This is a genomic window from Cobetia sp. 1CM21F, assembly GCF_023161745.1.
Lineage (GTDB): Bacteria > Pseudomonadota > Gammaproteobacteria > Pseudomonadales > Halomonadaceae > Cobetia > Cobetia amphilecti.
The window spans coordinates 1,347,079-1,365,024 of sequence record NZ_JALNTQ010000001.1; the positions used below are offsets into that span (position 1 = coordinate 1,347,079).

A 17,946-nucleotide genomic window follows, 5' to 3' on the forward strand; every position below is an offset into this window, starting at 1 on the left:
AAACCCCCAACGCCGCCAATGCCACCCCGGCAACTTCCACGCCGGCCGACTTGAGCCATGCCGAGCGTGAGGCACTGGCCAACGGCTTCCGACTTGAAAAGGATCTCCTCGGGCGCGAGCCGGTGCCGGCTGACGCCTACTACGGTGTGCAGACCCAGCGCGCGCTGAACAACTTCCATCTCTCCGGCGTGCCGTTGTCGCACTTCCCGCGTCTCGTCGAAGGACTCGCGCTGGTCAAGGCCGCCGCCGCCGAAGCCAACCATGCGCTGGGCTATCTCGAGACACGCGAGCACGATGCCATCCAGCACGCCTGTGCGCGTCTGATGAATGGCGATCATCACGATCAGTTCGTGGTCGACATGATCCAGGGCGGCGCCGGCACCTCGACCAACATGAATGCCAACGAAGTGATCGCCAATCTGGGCCTGGAGTTCCTGGGCTACGAGAAAGGCGATTACCAGCAGCTGCACCCCAACAATCACGTCAACATGGCGCAGTCCACCAACGACGCTTACCCGACCGCCATCCGTGTCGGCCTGCTGCGCAGCCATTCGGTACTGGTGGACGCGCTGAGCGAACTGGCCAATGCCTTCGCCAGCAAGGCGCTGGAATTCGATGACGTGGTCAAGATGGGGCGCACCCAGCTGCAGGACGCGGTGCCGATGACACTGGGCCAGGAATTCCGCGCCTTCGCCAACACTCTGCGCGAAGACGTCGATCGCATCGCCAACCTCAATGAGTTGCTCAAGGAGGTCAATCTGGGCGGGACCGCGATCGGTACCGGCATCAATGCCGACCCGCGCTACAGCGCACTGGCGATCGAGGCTCTGGCGCGTCGTTCCGGCATCGACTTCCGCCCGGCGTCGGACCTGGTCGAGGCCACCAGCGACATGGGCGCCTTCGTGCTGTTTCACGGCATGCTCAAGCGCCTGGCGGTCAAGCTGTCCAAGATCTGCAACGACCTGCGCCTGCTGTCCTCAGGCCCGCGCACCGGCTTCAACGAGATCAACCTGCCGCCTCAGCAGCCGGGCAGCTCGATCATGCCGGGCAAGGTCAACCCGGTGATTCCGGAAGCCGTCAATCAGGTCGCCTTCGATGTCATCGGCAACGACACCGCGCTGACCATGGCCGCGGAAGCCGGCCAGCTGCAGCTCAACGTGATGGAGCCGCTGATCGCCTACAAGCTGCTCGACTCCATCCGCCAGCTGAGCCGTGCCATGACCATGCTCAAGAATCGCTGCGTGATCGGCATCACAGCGAATCGTGATCGCTGCGCCGAGCTGGTCAACAACTCCATCGGCCTGATCACCGCGCTCAACCCGTATATCGGCTATGACAATGCCACCCGCATCGCCAAGGAAGCCCTGGTCAGCGGTCGCAGCGTGCTGGAACTGGTACGTGAGGAAGGCCTGCTGGATGAAGCACGCTTGGAGGCACTGCTATCCCCACAGGCCATGACGCGCCCGCGTCAGATGAAGGACTGACCCTTCAGCGAGAGTCTGCTCTCTTGCCGCATCAACCTCTTGTCACATGCGACAGCGCCGCACCAGAAAGCCTCTGGTGCGGCGCTGTCGTATCAAGGCCATGAGTCAGACGACTTTACCGACTTCGGGCATCACGCTTACTGCTGTGTGCTGGACTGCGAGATTACATCATCACGATGCGCGGCAAAGTATTTGCGTGCACGCTCAGCTTCTTCCACGGTAGGTGTATAGGTCGTCCATTCTCCGCCCTTCTCATCACGATAACGCACGACACCCTCGTCATGGTCGATTTCATAGTAAGGGTGGACTTCACGCAGATTGAAGAATGCGGCGGGGGCGAAGAACAGGATATCTAGCGCCAGATAACCGCCATTGAATTTCAGCGGCAGAATGCCATACATGGGCATCTTGTTGTCATCCACTACTTCAAACTCGTAATTGCCGAAGCTGGTAGTGGGAAGCGTTTCTTGAACGGTAGACTGATCTCTGGTGACATCTTTCAAGTTGATACGCGCCGTCTCTGACGGGCTGCTGATCGTCGTATGCGCGCTACATCCTGCCAGCAGCGCCAGAATAGCCAAACTACCTGAGGCTTGACGCAATTTCCGGGCGAGAGGTCGAGACATGAGTACGTTCCCTGTAGGTTATCGATTTTTATCGATCTGATTATTGAGTTCAGCAAGATCAGCAATGATCACGCGATGTGACCCTAACACGAATCACGATAATCACGGTTATATAAATCGGCATCACCATGCGACTGCCATCCAAGGCAAACTCCTTTTCACACCGCGCGCGGGTCACGCGGATCCCGTGGATAGAAGCGTTCGGGTTGCGCCTCGATATGATCGAAATGCTTGGTGTTCTTGTAGGGCATCTTCATGAAGCCGGAAATTCCCAACCCGGAGATCAGCGGCACTGCATCGAGAATCTCCGCCAGCAGACGCGCGAATTCCTGCTCTCGCGAGGGGTCCAGCAGTCGGTAGTAACTGTGAATCTTGAGGTGGTGTGGCAGGGCTTCGAAGATCAGCATGCCGGTGTGGTGGATGGCATTGAGTGACTCCAGTACCTTCAATATCTTCTCGGGCAGCACCAGCAGTTCCTCAGGGTCCGGGCCATCCTCGAAGTAGGAGTGCACACGCGAGTCATCCTCAAGCTCCGGCACCGCGCTGACCTCATAGCTCAAGCGAGGTCTGGCCTCCCCGTCTGCCGTCGGCGCGAAGACGAAGGCAGCCTCCGGGTCTTCGCGCTCCAGATGCAGGGTATCGCGGGCATTGAACAGACACGCCTTGAACACGCCCTGGCGATAGATGGCACGCGCCAGAGCGACCATGTTGTTGATCGCGACGACGAAGGCGGCCTTCAAGGCAGGGTCATGCAGGTGCAGCGCAGTATCCACGAAGATGCCCTGTGGCTCCCAGCGAATCGCCAGACCGCCGACGATCGGGTATTTGCCCAGACGACTGACCGCGGCCAGGAAGGCTTTTTCGGTGCCGCCCATGCCTTGCATGAAGTTCTTGTAATAACGATCCAGCTGGACATCATTGACGGCGTCCAGCGCGTTGCCAGCATGTTCGCCGGTCTCGTCCGCCTCGAAGGCCTCACGCAGGAAGGATTTGCGCGAGGTATAGACGACCGTGTCGATCTCGCGCGTTGCCGGCCTCACCCAGACCGGCAGCAGAGACAGTGGCGGCTCGAGAGGCAATTCCGGCATCACCAGCCGTGCGATCCTGCCCATCTCGCGCAGGAAGTAGTCGCCGGCCTGCATGCGCAGCTGCGGGTCATCCGCCAGCATGCCATCGAGCAGACGCGCGAATTCCCGGGGTAACCCCAGCGACACCGCCGGGATGGCGCGCACGCCAAAGCGACACGACTGCCCAGAGGCCAGCGCGTAAAGTGTGGCGGCCACGCCCTGCTCATCGAAGCGCGGCGAGGACAGCGCACCATTGAGCTGCTCCTCGCCGATGAAATAGACATCGCCCAGACGCGCATTGGTCTGTTGCAGGTTGTCCGACATCAGCTGCATCACGTTGGTGGTGATGAACTGTTGATGCTCATCGAGCTGAGCGAATACCGAACTGCCCCAGTCGATCAATGCCACCTGTTCCCGCTCGACATCGAAGACCAGATTCGACGGCTTGATGTCGCCATGCACGACCGGTGGCGTGCCCGCTCCCGTCGATGCCCCGCGCAGCGACTTGAGGATGTCGGCCAGCTGACTGGCGATCTTGACCACCAGACGCGGCGACATGCGCCCGTGACGCAGTGAATACTCCTCGAGATTGATGCCCGGCGCGCGCTGCATGACCAGAATCGACTGCCGCCGTACCCGCTGATAGCTGACCAGACGCGGAATCAGCGGGTGAGCGACCTGGTCGAGCATGTAGGCCTCTTCCTCCAGGCGGTCCTGCAGGGCCTGGGGAAGAGTCACCCGCGTGAACTTGAAGACATGTTCTTCACGCGTGCGCCGGTCTTCGCCCAGGCGCCAGCCCGCGAACACGAAACCGTAGGCGCCCTTGCCGACCAGATGGATATCCCGGTAGCCCAGCCCCTCGAGCTGGGAGATGCACAGCGCCACCCAGTCCTTGAGCTTCTTGGCATCATGATGCGAGAGCAGATAGATCGACTGCTCTTCCGGGATATAGAACTGTTGCAGGCGCTCGTGGGCGCGCGCATCACTCATGCAGGATGCTCTCTAGCCGGGGCCCCTGGAGCAAGCAGCGCCTCATGATAGCGACAGCAGCATTTCGTCAGGGTGCTCCAGATAGTGCTTCCACAGATTGCTGAAGCGCGCGATGGTCCCGCCGTCGATGATGCGATGATCCCCCGCCCAGGTGATGGTCATGATGTCACGCGCACAGACATTGCCCTCGCCATCGAAGCGCGGTAGACGCTGAGTGCGCCCCAGCGCGACGATGGCGACCTCCGGCTGGTTGATGATCGGAGCGGCGTAGGTGCCGCCCAGCGCACCGATGTTGGAGATCGACAAGGTGCCGCCCTTGAGGTCCGCCTGGGCAACGCGCCCGCTGCGCGCAGCTTCAGTCAGCCGCCCGACCTCACGCGCGATCTCGAGAATGCTCAGACGTTCGACGCCCTTCACGTTCGGCACCATCAGCCCGCTGGCACTGTCCACCGCCATGCCGATGTTGCAGGCGCCCTGATAGAGAATCTCGCTCTCATCCTCACTGAGACGCGCATTGAGAATCGGCTCCTCGATGACCGCCAGCGCCATGGCCTTCATGATGAACGGCATCAGGGTCAGGCGAATGCCTTGCTGCTCGGCGCGTACCTTGAGGCGGGCCCGCAACGCCAGCAGGTCGGTGATATCGAGCTCATCGCCATAATGGAAATGCGGGATCTGCGTGCTGGCCTGCACCATGCGCCTGGCCATCACCGCCGCGACACCCTTGAGCGGTACCGCTTTCGACTCAAGGCGTGACGACCTCTCCTCGTCACTGGCCACGTCACTGACCACAGCACACGCTTCGGCAGCTGTCTTGTCGGTCTCGGCGGCCGCGCCGACCTTGTGAGAGTCATCAGGCGTCACGTCAGTCTCGTGAGCCTCGGATTGCTTGAGATATGCCAGCACGTCTTCCTTCAGCACCCGGCCGTTACGCCCCGAGCCTGCAATGACCTGGATATCGAGCTGATGCTCGCGCAATAGACGGCGCACGGCTGGGGTCGCGGGTATGCGACGCTGGCTCTCCTCGTGACGCCCGTCTTGCTTACTCTTGTCGTCGCTCTTGTCGTCGCCCGCCTGGCGGTGCTCCGCCAGACGCTCTGGCTGAGCCTGTTTGCGTTCAGACGAGGTGACGTCGCTCTCAGTGCTCTCAGTGCTCTCAGCCTCTGCCTCCTCATCAGGCACATAGGCATACAGCGGCGTATGCACTCGGGCATTTTCGCCCTGGGCGTAATGGAAGCGCACGATACGCCCGGGCTCCGAGGCAGTGATCTCGACCAGCGCCTTGTCGGTCATCACATCGACGATCGTCTGGTCTTCTTCCACCGTGTCGCCTTCTGCAACGTGCCAGGTGACCACCTCACATTCGACGATGCCTTCTCCGATATCCGGCAGGATGAAATCACGCGAGCGCCGCTCAAGGGCCGCGGCTGTCGGTGTGGTAGCTGCCCCATTGCTGACTGACAGAGCAGAAGCTGGCGCTGCGACATCCGACTGACTGCTGACCGCCTGGCTGGCTGCTGACTGAGCCTGTGCCGTCGAGCGAGCAGGCGCCGCAACCATGACATCGCCGGCGTGGTCATCCTCACGCTCGCCGTGTCCGGTCTTGTCACTATTACTGTCACTGCCATCATCCACCGCAAACAGCGGCGCATGGACACGGGCAATCTCGCCTTCCTGACAGTAAAGCTTGACCACGGTACCGGCGTGGGGCGCGGGGATTTCCACCAACGCCTTGTCTGTCATGACCTCGGCCACCGGCTGATCTTCCTCGATCACGTCGCCTTCCTTGATCAACCACTTGACCAGCTCGCACTCGACGATGCCTTCGCCGATATCGGGCAGGATGAAATCATTCATGGCGCGCATCACTCCCTGTCATCAGTAATTCAAGCTTTGCTTGATGGCCTCGTAGATCTTGAGCTCGTCCGGCAGATGCTCCTTCTCGAGTACCAGCGGGAACGGCGTATCAAGGCCAGTGACGCGTCGGATCGGCGCCTCGAGATACAAAAAGCAACGCTCCTGCACGGTGGCGGCAATCTCGCTGGCAAAGCCTCCCGTCAGCGGCGCTTCATGACTGACCACCAGACGACCGGTCTTGAGCACCGAGTCACACACCGTCTCGATATCCCAGGGAAGAATGCTGCGCAGGTCGATGATCTCGCAGTCGATGCCATCCTGCTCGGCGAGCGCAGCGGCCTTCTCGATGACCTCCATCTGTGCGCCCCAGCCGAGCAGCGTGATATCGCGGCCTTCACGAATGACGTCGGCCACGCCCAGGGGCAGTTCGTAATCGGCTTCTGGCACCTCGCCCACCGAGGCGCGATAGAGCCGCTTGGGCTCCATGAACAGCACCGGATTGGGATCGCGAATCGCCGCCAGCAGAAGCCCCTTGGCTTGGTGGGGGTTGCGTGGCATCACGATCTTGAGGCCCGGGGTATGCGCGAAATAGGCCTCGGGCGACTGGGAGTGATAGAGCCCGCCTGCGATGCCGCCACCATAGGGCGTGCGAATCGTCAGGCCGCCGACATCGAACAGATCACCGGAGCGATAGCGGAACTTGGCCGCCTCGTTCACGATCTGGTCAAAGGCGGGGAAGATGTAATCGGCGAACTGGATCTCGGCCACCGGCGTCGAGCCCTGCGCCGCCAGCCCGTTGGCGAATCCGATGATTCCCTGCTCGGTGAGTGGCGTATTGAAGCAGCGCTCTCGACCGTATTTGTCCTGCAGGTGGCTGGTAGCCCGGAAGACGCCACCGAATACCCCGACGTCCTCCCCGAACAGCACCACACGGGGATTGGCGGCCATGGCGATATCCAACGCATTGTTGATCGCCTGCAGCATGTTCATCTGCTTCTTGCCCGAGGCCGAGGCTGCTGCATCCTTGCTGCCTGTCGCCGCAGACGCTTCTTTCGCAGCTGAACCCACCGCAGCTGAGTCGCTTGTAGCTGAGTCTGTCACTGGTGTTTTCTCCAACGGCTGCTCACTCATCTGCTCGCTCATGATGTCTGGCCTCCATCCACAGGCTGATGGCTCACTACCGGCTGATGGTTCTCAACAGGCTGCTGGCTCTGCATGTGCTGCTGACGTGCCTGATACGCCTTGCGACTGTCTTCCAGCTCCTGCGCAGTGAACCCCATGCTGGCGGCGCCCTTGGGATAGGCATGCGGATACTTGCGAATGTGCTGTTTCACCTCTTCGAGCTGCTGTATGAGCAAGGGCGTCGGCGTGTCGTAGACATCGCTGATCAGCGTGTCCAGCGCCGGTGGCGCCAGTTTCTCGGCACGCTTCATGGACTCAAGCACTTCGCGGCGCAGTTGATCGCCAGTGGCCTTTTCCTCCTCCTCGCTCCACCAGCCTTGCGCCTCCAGCCAGTTGCGCATGCGCAGGATGGGGTCCTTGTCGCGCCAGATGGCCTCCTCCTTCTTGCTGCGATACCCGGAGGGATCATCCGAGGAGGAATGCGCCGCCAGACGGTAGGTCATCGCCTCGATCAATACCGGCTGATTCGTCTCGACCGCGATCTTGCGCGCTGCCAGGGTGGCTTCGTAGACGGCGATCACGTCATTGCCATCCACCCGGATGCTCTGCATGTGATAGCCGAAGGCGCGTGGCGCGATGCCATCGGCGGCGAATTGCTCGCATGACGGGGTGGAAATGGCATAGCCATTGTTGCGACACAGGAAGATACACGGTACTCGGTGCACGGAGGCCATGTTGAGGGCAGCATGGAAATCGCCCTCGGAGGCGGCCCCTTCACCGAAGATGGTGATGGTGCACTGCCCCTTGCCTGCCAGCTTCTGGCCGTAGGCATAGCCGGTCGCCTGGGGAATCTGGGTCGCCAGCGGCGAGGAAATGGTCATGTAGTGCAGGTCACGCGACCCATAGTGGATCGGCATCTGACGGCCCTTGCCGTAGTCGCGCTCGTTGCCGAACATCTGGTTCATGAATTCGTCACAGCTGAAGCCGCGCCAGGCCAGCGCCCCCTGCTCACGGTATTGCGCCATGATCATGTCATCGTCCTGGAGCGCCGCCGCACTGCCGATCACCGTGGCTTCCTCGCCGGTGCATTGCATGTAGAAGCTCAAGCGCCCTTGGCGCTGGGCGGCCAGCATGCGCTCATCCAGCACCCGGGTGAACAGCATCGTCCGGTAGATCTTGAGCGCCGTGTCGCGCTCGATCGGAGCGCGGTCGATAGGTGAACTGTCCTGCGACTTGTCTCCCTGAGAGACATTTCCCTGCCCCTGTGGCGCATCGACAGGATAAAGAGTGCCGTCCTGACGCAGGCGCTTGAAGATCGGGATGCAGAGCTCATCGCCGGTCATGAAGGCCAGGTGATGCAGCACCGTCGGCCCCTGCGGCGCGATCTGGTCTGCCGTCGGCATGGCGGTCAGGTCATCGAGCTCTGGCTGTGAGCCATCGGGCGGCGCGGTCCCCGGGGATACGGGTCCGCGTGTTGTTGTATCGGACATGCTCAGCGTCCTCTCTTACCGATCAGGCGTTTGAGGGATTACCCAGCCCTCGTGAGGCCGGGCAGGCAATGGAGTACCTTCATGAATGTCGAACCGGAAGCTGTCGAACCGCAAGCTGTCGATTCGGCGATGACAACAGTGCCTACCATCAGACTAGTGGAAAGTCGCTCCGGCGGCCTAACAGTTAACGTTAACGTCAAGGTAACGCAAAGGCAGACGATATGCCTGCCTGACAACTACTTCTTTGGTGGAACCTTTTGCGGCATGAGCGCATGCGCGTTCGGCATGGAAAGCTGAATTCGCGTGAAAGGACGCTTTTTTGCGACTAAAGGTGCAGAGGGTGAGTGCAGGCTGACTGTTAATCTTCCCGCACCAAAAAAGTGCTTAATGCAGTGCGCAATCGTGACAAGGCATCGAGACGACAGACTCGGGCGCGCCCTGAGCATCATCAGCGATGATCATCGCTAGACACCTAAGGACAGTTCCATGAGTGATTCCTCCCGCCCTAACCTGTGGCGCCGTTTGCCGTTGTGGCAGAAGATCCTGGGCGGCCTCGCCCTGGGGGTACTCGCTGGTGCCCTGATGGGAGAAAGCGCCAGCATGTTCAAGCCGCTGGGCGATATCTTCATCAATGCGATCAAGATGCTGATCGTGCCGCTGGTCTTCAGCACCCTGGTGGTCGGTATCACCTCGATGCGTGACCCGCAGAAGATGGGCCGCATCGGCGGCAAGACCATCGCCCTCTACCTGCTGACGACCGCCTTCGCGATCGCCATCGGCATGCTGGCCTCCAGCATCTTCCAGCCGGGTGCCGGCTTCGAATTCAACTTCGACAAGGCGATGGAAACCAAGGACGCGCCTTCACTGGTGCAGATTCTGGTCGACCTGGTGCCGAGCAACCCGATCGATGCGCTGGCCAACGGCAACATCATGCAGATCATCGTCTTCGCCATCGGGATCGGCATCTCGCTGATCATGATCGGCGACAAGGGTGAGCCGGTCGTGCGCGTCTTCGACAGCTTCGCCGAAGTGATGTACAAGCTGACCGAGTTCGTGATGGCCTTCGCGCCGTTCGGTGTCTTCGGCCTGATGGCGCATGTCTCCGGCAACTACGGCCTGGATGTGCTGCTGCCGCTGGCCAAGGTGATCGGCGTGGCCTATCTGGCGAGCATCGTGCACGTGCTGGTGGTCTACTCCGGCCTGCTGGCGACGCTGGGCAAGCTGAACCCGGTGCGCTATCTGCGTGGTATCGTCGATGCACTGGTCGTGGCCTTCTCCTCGGCCTCCAGCTCCGGCACCCTGCCGATCTCCATTCGCTGCGCCCAGAAGAACCTCGGCGTCTCGGAAGGTGTCTCCGGCTTCGTGCTGCCGGTCGGCGCGACCATCAACATGGATGGCACCGCCATCTATCAGGGCGTGGTGGCACTGTTCATCGCCCAGATGACCGGCATCGAGCTGTCGATGATGGACTACGGCATGATCGTGCTGACCGGTACGCTGGCCTCCATCGGCACCGCCGGTGTGCCGGGTGCCGGCCTGATCATGCTCTCCATCGTGCTGAGCCAGGTAGGCCTGCCGCTGGAAGCCATCGCGGTGATCGCCGGTATCGACCGTATCCTCGACATGGCGCGTACCACCGTGAATGTCGCGGGCGACCTGATGGTCACCACCCTGGTCGGCAAGTCCGAGAACGAGCTGGACCTCGAGGTCTACAACGCGACCCAGCCCAAGAAGGACGCCTGACGCCAGGCGCAGGCCTTCTCGCCTGCGCCTTGCCTTGAAACACGAACGCCCCGCTCATTGAGCGGGGCGTTCGTGTTTCAAGGGCTATGATTCAGGGCTGTGTATACCGTCTGTGATTACGGCCCGTGTTTCAGGCTGTAACAGGGAGAAAACACAGGCAAGGTCAGGCAGATTCCGGCGGCGAGTCGCGCAGTTCACGTCTGAGCACCTTGCCGACATTGGTCTTGGGCAGCTCGTCGATGAAGACCACCTGACGCGGCACCTTGTAGCTGGCCAGTTCCTTGCGCGACCAGTCTCGCAGCGCATCCGCCTCTAGCTCTGCGCCATCCTTGAGCACGACATACAGCTTGATCGCCTCACCACTGCGCTCATCCACCACCGAGACGGCGGCCGCCTCGAGCACGTCCGGGTGACGCACGATGACGTCCTCGACCTCGTTGGGATACACGTTGAAGCCGGAGACGATGATCATGTCCTTCTTGCGATCGACGATGCGCATATAGCCATCGTCCTGGAAGACCGCGATATCCCCGGTGCGCAGGAAGCCATCGGCAGTGAAGCTGTCTTTCGTCGCCTGCTCACGCTGCCAGTAGCCCTTCATCACCTGCGGCCCCTTCACGCACAGTTCGCCCGGCTCCCCCATCGCGACCAGCGCGCCTTCATCGTCATACAGACGCACCTCGGTGGAGGGCATCGGCCGACCGATGGTGCCGAGCTGAATGGCATCCAGCGGGTTGAACGACACGATCGGCGAGGTCTCGGTCATGCCGTAGCCCTCGGAGATATCGCTGCCGGTGACCCGCTTCCACTCTTCTGCCGCCTTGCGCGTCAGCGCCACGCCCCCTGAGGTGGTGATCTTGAGCTTCGAGAAGTCCAGCGCCTGGAAGCCGGGGTTGTTGCACAGCGCCACGAACAGCGTATTGAGGCCGACGAACATCGTGAAGTCGTGCTTTTGCAGCGTCTTGACGAAGCCCGGAATATCGCGCGGATTGGGAATCAACAGGGTGTGATTGCCTTCACTGAGCATGCAGGCCAGATGAATGGTAAAGGCGTAGATGTGATAGAGCGGCAGCGGCGCCACCAGCGTCTCATGGCCGGGGTTCAAGCCCTGCGTGAGGGCCATCTTGCCTTGCAGCATGTTGGCGAGCAGGTTGCGGTGAGTCAGCATCGCGCCCTTGGCGACCCCGGTGGTGCCGCCGGTGTACTGCAGCACAGCGACATCATCGAGTGCCAGTGTCGGCCGCTCCCAGCGCTCGGCCTTGCCCTGCGAAATGGCCGTGCGCAGCGGGATGGCGTCGGGCAGGTGATAGCTCGGGACCAGTTTCTTGACGTGCTTGACCACGGTGTTGATCAACAGCCGCTTGAAGGCCGGGTGCATGTCGCCCAACTCACAGACCAGCACGTACTCGAGGCCAGTGCGCTCCCGCACGCGTTCGACCTTGTCCGCCATGTTGGCCAGCACCACCAACGCCCGCGCGCCGGAATCATTGAACTGATGCTCCATCTCACGTTCGGTATACAGCGGATTGGTATTCACCAGCACCAGGCCTGCACGCAGCACGGCGAAGGCCACCACCGGAAACATCAGCGTATTGGGCAGCTGGATGGCGACCCGATCGCCCGGCTTGAGGTCGGTCTCATGCTGGAACCAGTCCGCCAGCTGACGACTGGTGGCATCCAGCTCCGCAAAGGTCATGGTGCGGTCCATGCAGGTAAAGGCAGGACGCTCGCCATGCGCGGTGCAGGCCTTCTCCAGCATGTCCATCAGGGAGTCGTAGCCGCTGAAATCCACCTCCTGAGAAGACCGCAGGCACGACATGCCGCTCATGTCGCCTGCCGTTGGCTGTGCTCTCGAAGCGTCGGGCGAGGCATCTGCCACGCGGGAAGGTTCTGTAGTGGAATCGGCAGTGGAATCGTTAGTGGACTTGCCTGACTCATCGGGTCGAGCCGCTAGGGGATCATGCATGGCGTTGCTCCTTGATCAGTACGTGGGGCGCTCGGCGTCACTGCCCCCGCTACCTTGTTGTTGTAGACGTCGTTGTAAGACCTCGTTGCAAGACGTCGTCGTGAGACCAGGTCGTAAGACATCGTGGTGAGGCGCTGTCGGGGCTCCGTCGGATGGGTGTCAGCCTGTGGGCCCTTCACTGTCGACAGCATAGCCGCAAACCGATGCTGCGCGCCGTTGGCGGAATCGATGGACCTGCCAGCATTGGAACATACGTACGTTTGATATTGCCTTGCGACCTTGGTGACATGCGCAGGCCTGCTCTGGAGCAGGGAAACAGCCCTGAGCCCAAGGAGGTAGGCAGCCCTGAGCCGTAAGCGAGAAACAACGAGGCCCCTGCCCAGGGGGCAGAGGCCTCATGTCTTGCACACCAGACGCATACGTCTGGCAAACGGCAACTCAGGAGAGGTCGCGGACCTCGTTCTCGATCATCTTGCGGATATGCTCCTCGTTCTCGATCATCGATTCGCCGTCCTCGCGCAGCGATTTCAACAGTCCGATCATCATGGCGATCAGCACGAAGGTGAACGGCAAGGCGCCGGCGATCGAGGCAGCCTGCAGGGACTTGAGCGCCTGATCGCCCCCCAGCAACAGCAGGATCAAGGTCACGGCGCCCAGCATCATGCCCCAGATGATGCGTTGCTGCACCGGAGGACGACGACCGAAGGCCAGCAGGCGTCCCAGCACCAGGGTGCCGGAATCCGCAGACGTGACGAAGAAGATGATCACCACGACCAGCGCGGCCACCTTGGCCACGGTCGCGGCGATGCCGGGTGTGAGCACATCGAACGAGTGGTAGAGGGTGCCGGCGTAGTCCCAGTTGGTGACCGCAGCCGTGTAGATGCCCATGTCAGCCCCGTACAGGGACTGATAGATCCCCGCCGAACCGATGACGCCGAACCAGACCAGCGCCACGATGGAAGGGATGACCATCACCCCGAGAATGAATTCACGGATGGTCCGGCCGCGCGAGATGCGGGCAATGAACATGCCGACGAAACCGGCCCAGGCGATCCACCAGCCCCAGTAGAAGATGGTCCAGCCGCCCTGCCACACTTGCTCGTCCGGCGTGCGCGCCGTCCACAGTGTCATCGAGACGCCATCGGTGAGGTAATCCCCGAGCGCGGTGATGGAGCTCGCGATCAGATAGTTGGCGTCGCTCACCAGCAGGAAGTAGGCCAGGATGCCGAGGCAGACCCAGGTATTGAAGGTGGAAAGCAGCTTGATGCCGCGTGCCACGCCGCTGGTCGCTGACAGGGTAGCGATGACGCTGATCAACACGATGGAGACCACGGTCACCATGCGCGACTTCTCTTCGATGAGGCCCAGTGACATCAGGCCGGAGCCGATCTGCTCGACGCCCAGACCGAGCGTGGTGGCGATGCCGAAAATGGTACCGAACACGGTCAGGATATCGACGGTGTGCCCGATGGGTCCGTAGATCCGGTTGCCGATCAGCGGATAGAGAGCCGAGCGCATCGAGAGCGGCAGCCCCTTGCGGAAGGCGAAATAGGCCAGTGACAGCCCGACGATGGCATACATGGCCCAGGCAATCGTGCCCCAGTGGAAGACGGTGAGCTTGATGCCACCGGCGGCCGCTTCCGCGACGCGGCTGTCAGGCACCGGGAAGCCTTCGTCCCCCGGCATGAGACCACTCGCCAGAGCGGCCTGCTTGGCCTCGAAGAAGGCGGCGACGGCCGCCTTGACGTCCGCACTCAGAAACGGATTGCCGCCGCTCCAGTCACTCGCGAAATGGATCATGGGCTCGGACATCGAGAAGAACAGCATGCCCGCGCCGGTCCCGCAGCCGAACAGCATCGAGAACCAGGCAAAGTTGCTGAACTCGGGGCGCTCATCGTCGCGCCCGAGTCGAATCTTGCCGACACGCGAACACATCACGTAAAGACAGACCACGAAGGTCGAGAACATCACCAGCACGTAGTACCAGCCCAGGGTGCTCTCTATCCAGGCCTTGATGCCCAGAAACTGATCGCTGGCCGTCTTGCCCAACAGAATCGCATAGAGAATGAAGAACACGGTCATGGTGATCGCGGTGATACCGAGCGTCGAGTTGAGTCCCTTCAGGACACCTCGCTGCTCGATGAGTGCATCCAGTTCCTTTCCTTTCAACATGTTTCTACCTCGTGACGGGTTTTTATTATCATTTTTCATGATGCCGCTATCGTCGTTCGTGACATCGGTATCTTCGTTCATGACATCGTTATGGTCGTTCATGACTGCGGATGCTGGGGCTCAAGGAACCTCAGTCGTCATGGGGACATTGCGGGCAGATCGCGTTCACCTTCGGCCAGACATGGGCGGTAACCTTGGCAGACGACAACGCCACGGCATGTCATCTGACCCCAGCCAATATGCGACTTTGTGGGGAGAGTCCATGCTATAGCCCCCCCGCTTGCGAGACCAATAAGATCTCGACGCCGCCTGGATAAGCAGAGCTAATGCCAGAGATGAGAAAAAGAGGCCTCACATTGCGGCGTCTTTCGGCAGAGGTCCTATCCAGGCCGGTTCCTTCAGGGAACCTCATCCAGACAGACAAGAGCCCCTGGCGGATCTCTCCACAAGGGGCTCTTGCGTCATGGCGACGCGTGAAGCGTCACTGACTGCCCGCTCGGATCATTGACCGACGGACTGGCTCAGACGCAGCTGGTGCAGGTAGTGCATATGACGCTCGTACTGCTCGAGCAGATCATTGATGACCTGGTCCTTGCTGTAGCCCATCAGATCATAGGACTGACCGCCTTCCTTGAGGAAGACTTCGGCACGACAGTAGTCCTCTTCATCCCCCTCGTCTTCCTGATCCAGATTGAGGTCCGGACGCAGGTGAGAGCGAATGCGCACGCCATAGATGAAGTCATCTTCCTCGCCGTGGCGTGCATTGAAGTAGACGCGATCACGGCTGGTGGTGACATCGACTTCCAGTCCCTGGCTGCGCAGCTCTTCAGCCAGTTCCTGCATGCCTTCCGCGACAGTGCCGCGCAGGAAGCCACGTACCATGGCGCGCGTCGGGAAGCTCATCAGGTGCTGGGCACGCTTGCGCCAGTTGCCCTTCTCGCCCATCGGCGTCGCGGCTGCGGTGTTCACCGACAGCGAGCGGCGCTTGACGGACTCGAGATTGAGCTGACGCAGCAGACCGAAGATCGCGGCCAGCAGGATCATGCCGAACGGCAAGGCGGTAGCGATGGTGGCGGTCTGCAGTGCCCCCAGCCCACCGGCCAGCATCAGCACGATGGCCAAAAGACCCACCGCGAAGGCCCAGTAGATACGCTGCCAGGTCGGGGTGTCTTCACGACCACCGGAGGCCAGCATGTCGACCACCATCGAGCCGGAATCCGCCGAGGTGACGAAGAACACGATGACCATCACCAGCGCGATCACCGAGGTGATGGATGACAGCGGCAGCTGCTCGAGGAAGGTGAACAGGGCCAGCGAATAGTTGTCGTTGACGGTATCGACCAGCGCCGTGACGTTCTGCTCCAGAATCATCGAGATGGCGGTGTTGCCGAAGATGGTCATCCACAGCAGGGTGAAACCGGCCGGCACGAACAGCACGCCGATCACGAATTCCCGGATGGTACGGCCACGCGAGACACGCGCGATGAACATGCCGACGAACGGAGACCAGGACATCCACCAACCCCAGTAGAGCAGCGTCCAGCCACCGATCCAGTCATTGGGTTCGTAGGCGTAGAGTTCGAAGGTCTTGCCGACGATATCGGCCATGTAGAAGCCGGAATTCTGGACGAACGCCTTGAGCAGGAAGGCGGTCGGGCCGAGCAGCAGCACGAACAGCAACAGCACCACGGCAAGGCCAAGGTTGATCTCGGACAGGATACGGATGCCCTTGTCCAGGCCGGTCACGACCGAGATGGTGGCCAGGCCGGTGATCACGACGATGATCGCGACCTGGGTCCAGTCATTGTTCGGCATGCCGGTCAGGTGCGAGAGTCCGGCATTGACCTGTGCCACACCGTAGCCCAGCGTGGTGGCGACACCACAGACGGTGCCGACGATGGCGAAGATGTCCACCGCATGGCCGATCGGGCCGTAGATGCGCTTGCCGATCAGAGGATACAAGGCACTGCGCAGCGTCAGCGGCAGGTCATGGCGATAGCTGAAGTAGGCCAGAATCAGCGCGACGATGGCGTAGATCGACCAGGCATGCAGCCCCCAGTGGAAGAAGGTCAGCTTCATTGCTTCACGCGCGGTCTCGACCTGCTCCGGGGTGCCCGTCGGCGGATTCAGGAAGTGCATCACCGGCTCGGCCACGCCGAAGAACATCAGACCGATGCCCATGCCCGCCGAGAACAGCATCGCGAACCAGGTGACGTTGCTGTAGTCCGGCAGTGAGTGGTCCGGCCCCAGGCGAATCTCGCCATGGCGTGAGAAGCCGACATACACCACCGAGATCAGCACGATGGCCACGCACAGGATGTAGAACCAGCTCACGGTGTTGGTGATCCAATGCTGGACCGACTCGAACACGGACATGGCCGTATCCGAGAACACCGCGGTGAAGATCACCAATAACAGGATGATGGCATTCGCGCCGAAGAAGACCGGCGGGTTGACCTTGGCAAACAAGCCGGTGCGCGGCTCGGCACTGGCATCTTCGCCACCGCCCGCTGCAGGGGTATTGCGCATGGAGATTTCCTTGTGAGTGTCCGGGAGAGACGCCGTGAGCTGTCTCGGCGCCCTGCTGGCAAACAACACTATAATGAAAAAACATGATCAGATTGCGCGCGGATAATATCACCTGATGACTACATGACCAATGTCTTGTCCAACTACCGTCCAACTTCTCGGCACACAGATGGCGCAGGATGCCATTTGTTTTCTTGATGCTTGCACGCTGGCACCCAACGTCATCGGCACACTCAAATGCCATGCTGGTCACACAGGAGTAAACGCATGAGTCGCAATCGTCATTCCGGCAAGGGCCCCCTGCGCGCGCTCGCGCTGTCTCTCGCCCTGTTGAGTGCCCTGCCGACCACGTCCGCCATGGCGGGCCCGGGGCATGGGCGCTTCGATGGGCCGGGCTACATAGGCCCCGATATCGTGATCGGGCATGGTGAGCCCGGTCGGCTGATTCGCTGGGCACCGGGTGGCCCTGGGCACGGTCATGGCCTGCCCGCAGGGGCGCGCGGTGTCTGGGTGGGCGCTACGCTGTATTTCCTGGCGGCAGGCACCTATTACCTGTGGGAAGAGAGCCAGCAGCAGTATCTGCCCGTCCAGGCCCCCGCTCAGGCGACACTCACGGCCGCAGCGGTCGATGTCATCGCCTACCCCACCAAGGGCCAGAGTGAAGACCAGCAAGCGCGTGATCGCTATGAGTGCCATCGCTGGGCCAATCAGCAGAGTGGCGCCGAAGCCAATTCCGCGGCGCCGCCCGTGACCGCCAGCAACGCAGACACCTATCGCCGCGCGCTGAGTGCCTGCTTCACCGGTCGCGGTTACAGCGTGCAATAGTCAGCTTGAGCCATGAGCATGAAAAAGCCCCGCCAGCTCGCGATGATCGCGGCCTGGCGGGGCTTTCTTGTGTCC

General features: G+C 61.3%; 12 protein-coding genes. 4 read left to right on the top strand and 8 right to left on the bottom strand.

The genetic code is table 11. The annotated features are described in order from the left end of the window. Positions 1-74: 74 nt before the first annotated feature. The gene (locus MSG32_RS05435) at positions 75-1,484 is read left to right on the top strand and encodes an aspartate ammonia-lyase (RefSeq protein WP_235507031.1); all 1,410 of its coding nucleotides are present in this window, start codon (positions 75-77) and stop codon (positions 1,482-1,484) included. 137 nt (positions 1,485-1,621) lie between these two features. Here the strand turns inward: MSG32_RS05435 and MSG32_RS05440 are convergent, their stop codons facing one another. The 5 genes from MSG32_RS05440 to MSG32_RS05465 form a co-directional block, all read right to left on the bottom strand. After that, positions 1,622-2,110: a hypothetical protein gene (locus tag MSG32_RS05440; RefSeq protein WP_248378333.1), complete on the bottom strand. Its 489-nt coding sequence runs from the start codon at positions 2,108-2,110 to the stop codon at positions 1,622-1,624. A 158-nt stretch (positions 2,111-2,268) separates the two neighbouring features. Beyond that, a complete protein-coding gene (locus MSG32_RS05445; protein WP_248378335.1) occupies positions 2,269-4,167 on the bottom strand; it encodes a protein kinase in 1,899 nt (632 codons plus the stop codon). Positions 4,168-4,209: 42 nt separating this feature from the next. Beyond that, the gene (locus MSG32_RS05450) at positions 4,210-6,024 is read right to left on the bottom strand and encodes a dihydrolipoyllysine-residue acetyltransferase (RefSeq protein ID WP_348983958.1); all 1,815 of its coding nucleotides are present in this window, start codon (positions 6,022-6,024) and stop codon (positions 4,210-4,212) included. A gap of 21 nt (positions 6,025-6,045) precedes the next feature. Beyond that, on the bottom strand, positions 6,046-7,014 hold the full coding sequence (locus tag MSG32_RS05460; RefSeq protein ID WP_043333588.1) for an alpha-ketoacid dehydrogenase subunit beta: 969 nt from the start codon (positions 7,012-7,014) through the stop codon (positions 6,046-6,048). 149 nt (positions 7,015-7,163) lie between these two features. Next, entirely contained in the window at positions 7,164-8,489 is a 1,326-nt protein-coding gene (locus MSG32_RS05465; RefSeq protein WP_248378445.1) for a thiamine pyrophosphate-dependent dehydrogenase E1 component subunit alpha, read from the bottom strand. A gap of 228 nt (positions 8,490-8,717) precedes the next feature. Here MSG32_RS05465 and MSG32_RS05470 point away from each other — a divergent pair, with 228 nt between their 5' ends. Both MSG32_RS05470 and MSG32_RS05475 read left to right on the top strand, forming a co-directional pair. Next, a complete protein-coding gene (locus tag MSG32_RS05470) occupies positions 8,718-8,933 on the top strand; it encodes a hypothetical protein (RefSeq protein WP_248378337.1) in 216 nt (71 codons plus the stop codon). Between the two features lie 189 nt (positions 8,934-9,122). Continuing rightward, on the top strand, positions 9,123-10,379 hold the full coding sequence (locus tag MSG32_RS05475; RefSeq protein WP_054556697.1) for a dicarboxylate/amino acid:cation symporter: 1,257 nt from the start codon (positions 9,123-9,125) through the stop codon (positions 10,377-10,379). 163 nt (positions 10,380-10,542) lie between these two features. Here MSG32_RS05475 and MSG32_RS05480 read toward each other — a convergent pair whose 3' ends face one another. The 3 genes from MSG32_RS05480 to betT form a co-directional block, all read right to left on the bottom strand. After that, entirely contained in the window at positions 10,543-12,345 is a 1,803-nt protein-coding gene (locus tag MSG32_RS05480; RefSeq protein WP_282460257.1) for an AMP-binding protein, read from the bottom strand. 438 nt (positions 12,346-12,783) lie between these two features. Continuing rightward, positions 12,784-14,517 (bottom strand): BCCT family transporter, encoded by a 1,734-nt coding sequence (locus MSG32_RS05485; RefSeq protein WP_248378339.1) that lies wholly within the window; start codon positions 14,515-14,517, stop codon positions 12,784-12,786. A gap of 501 nt (positions 14,518-15,018) precedes the next feature. Further along, positions 15,019-17,046: a choline BCCT transporter BetT gene (gene betT, locus MSG32_RS05490; protein WP_248378341.1), complete on the bottom strand. Its 2,028-nt coding sequence runs from the start codon at positions 17,044-17,046 to the stop codon at positions 15,019-15,021. A 267-nt stretch (positions 17,047-17,313) separates the two neighbouring features. Here betT and MSG32_RS05495 point away from each other — a divergent pair, with 267 nt between their 5' ends. Beyond that, positions 17,314-17,871, top strand: a complete 558-nt coding sequence (locus MSG32_RS05495; RefSeq protein ID WP_216060601.1) for a hypothetical protein — start codon at positions 17,314-17,316, stop codon at positions 17,869-17,871. Positions 17,872-17,946 lie beyond the last annotated feature (75 nt).

What these genes read in the sequence shown, in the direction of transcription:
- MSG32_RS05445 (WP_248378335.1), bottom strand. Translation starts at nt 4,167, where the DNA reads ATGAGTGATGCGCGCGCCCACGAGCGCCTGCAACAGTTCTATATCCCG.
- MSG32_RS05480 (WP_282460257.1), bottom strand. Translation starts at nt 12,345, where the DNA reads ATGCATGATCCCCTAGCGGCTCGACCCGATGAGTCAGGCAAGTCCACT.
- MSG32_RS05440 (WP_248378333.1), bottom strand. Translation starts at nt 2,110, where the DNA reads ATGTCTCGACCTCTCGCCCGGAAATTGCGTCAAGCCTCAGGTAGTTTG.
- MSG32_RS05485 (WP_248378339.1), bottom strand. Translation starts at nt 14,517, where the DNA reads ATGTTGAAAGGAAAGGAACTGGATGCACTCATCGAGCAGCGAGGTGTC.
- MSG32_RS05495 (WP_216060601.1), top strand. Translation starts at nt 17,314, where the DNA reads ATGAGTCGCAATCGTCATTCCGGCAAGGGCCCCCTGCGCGCGCTCGCG.
- MSG32_RS05465 (WP_248378445.1), bottom strand. Translation starts at nt 8,489, where the DNA reads ATGACCGGCGATGAGCTCTGCATCCCGATCTTCAAGCGCCTGCGTCAG.
- betT (WP_248378341.1), bottom strand. Translation starts at nt 17,046, where the DNA reads ATGCGCAATACCCCTGCAGCGGGCGGTGGCGAAGATGCCAGTGCCGAG.
- MSG32_RS05470 (WP_248378337.1), top strand. Translation starts at nt 8,718, where the DNA reads ATGAATGTCGAACCGGAAGCTGTCGAACCGCAAGCTGTCGATTCGGCG.
- MSG32_RS05475 (WP_054556697.1), top strand. Translation starts at nt 9,123, where the DNA reads ATGAGTGATTCCTCCCGCCCTAACCTGTGGCGCCGTTTGCCGTTGTGG.
- MSG32_RS05450 (WP_348983958.1), bottom strand. Translation starts at nt 6,024, where the DNA reads ATGAATGATTTCATCCTGCCCGATATCGGCGAAGGCATCGTCGAGTGC.
- MSG32_RS05460 (WP_043333588.1), bottom strand. Translation starts at nt 7,014, where the DNA reads ATGAACATGCTGCAGGCGATCAACAATGCGTTGGATATCGCCATGGCC.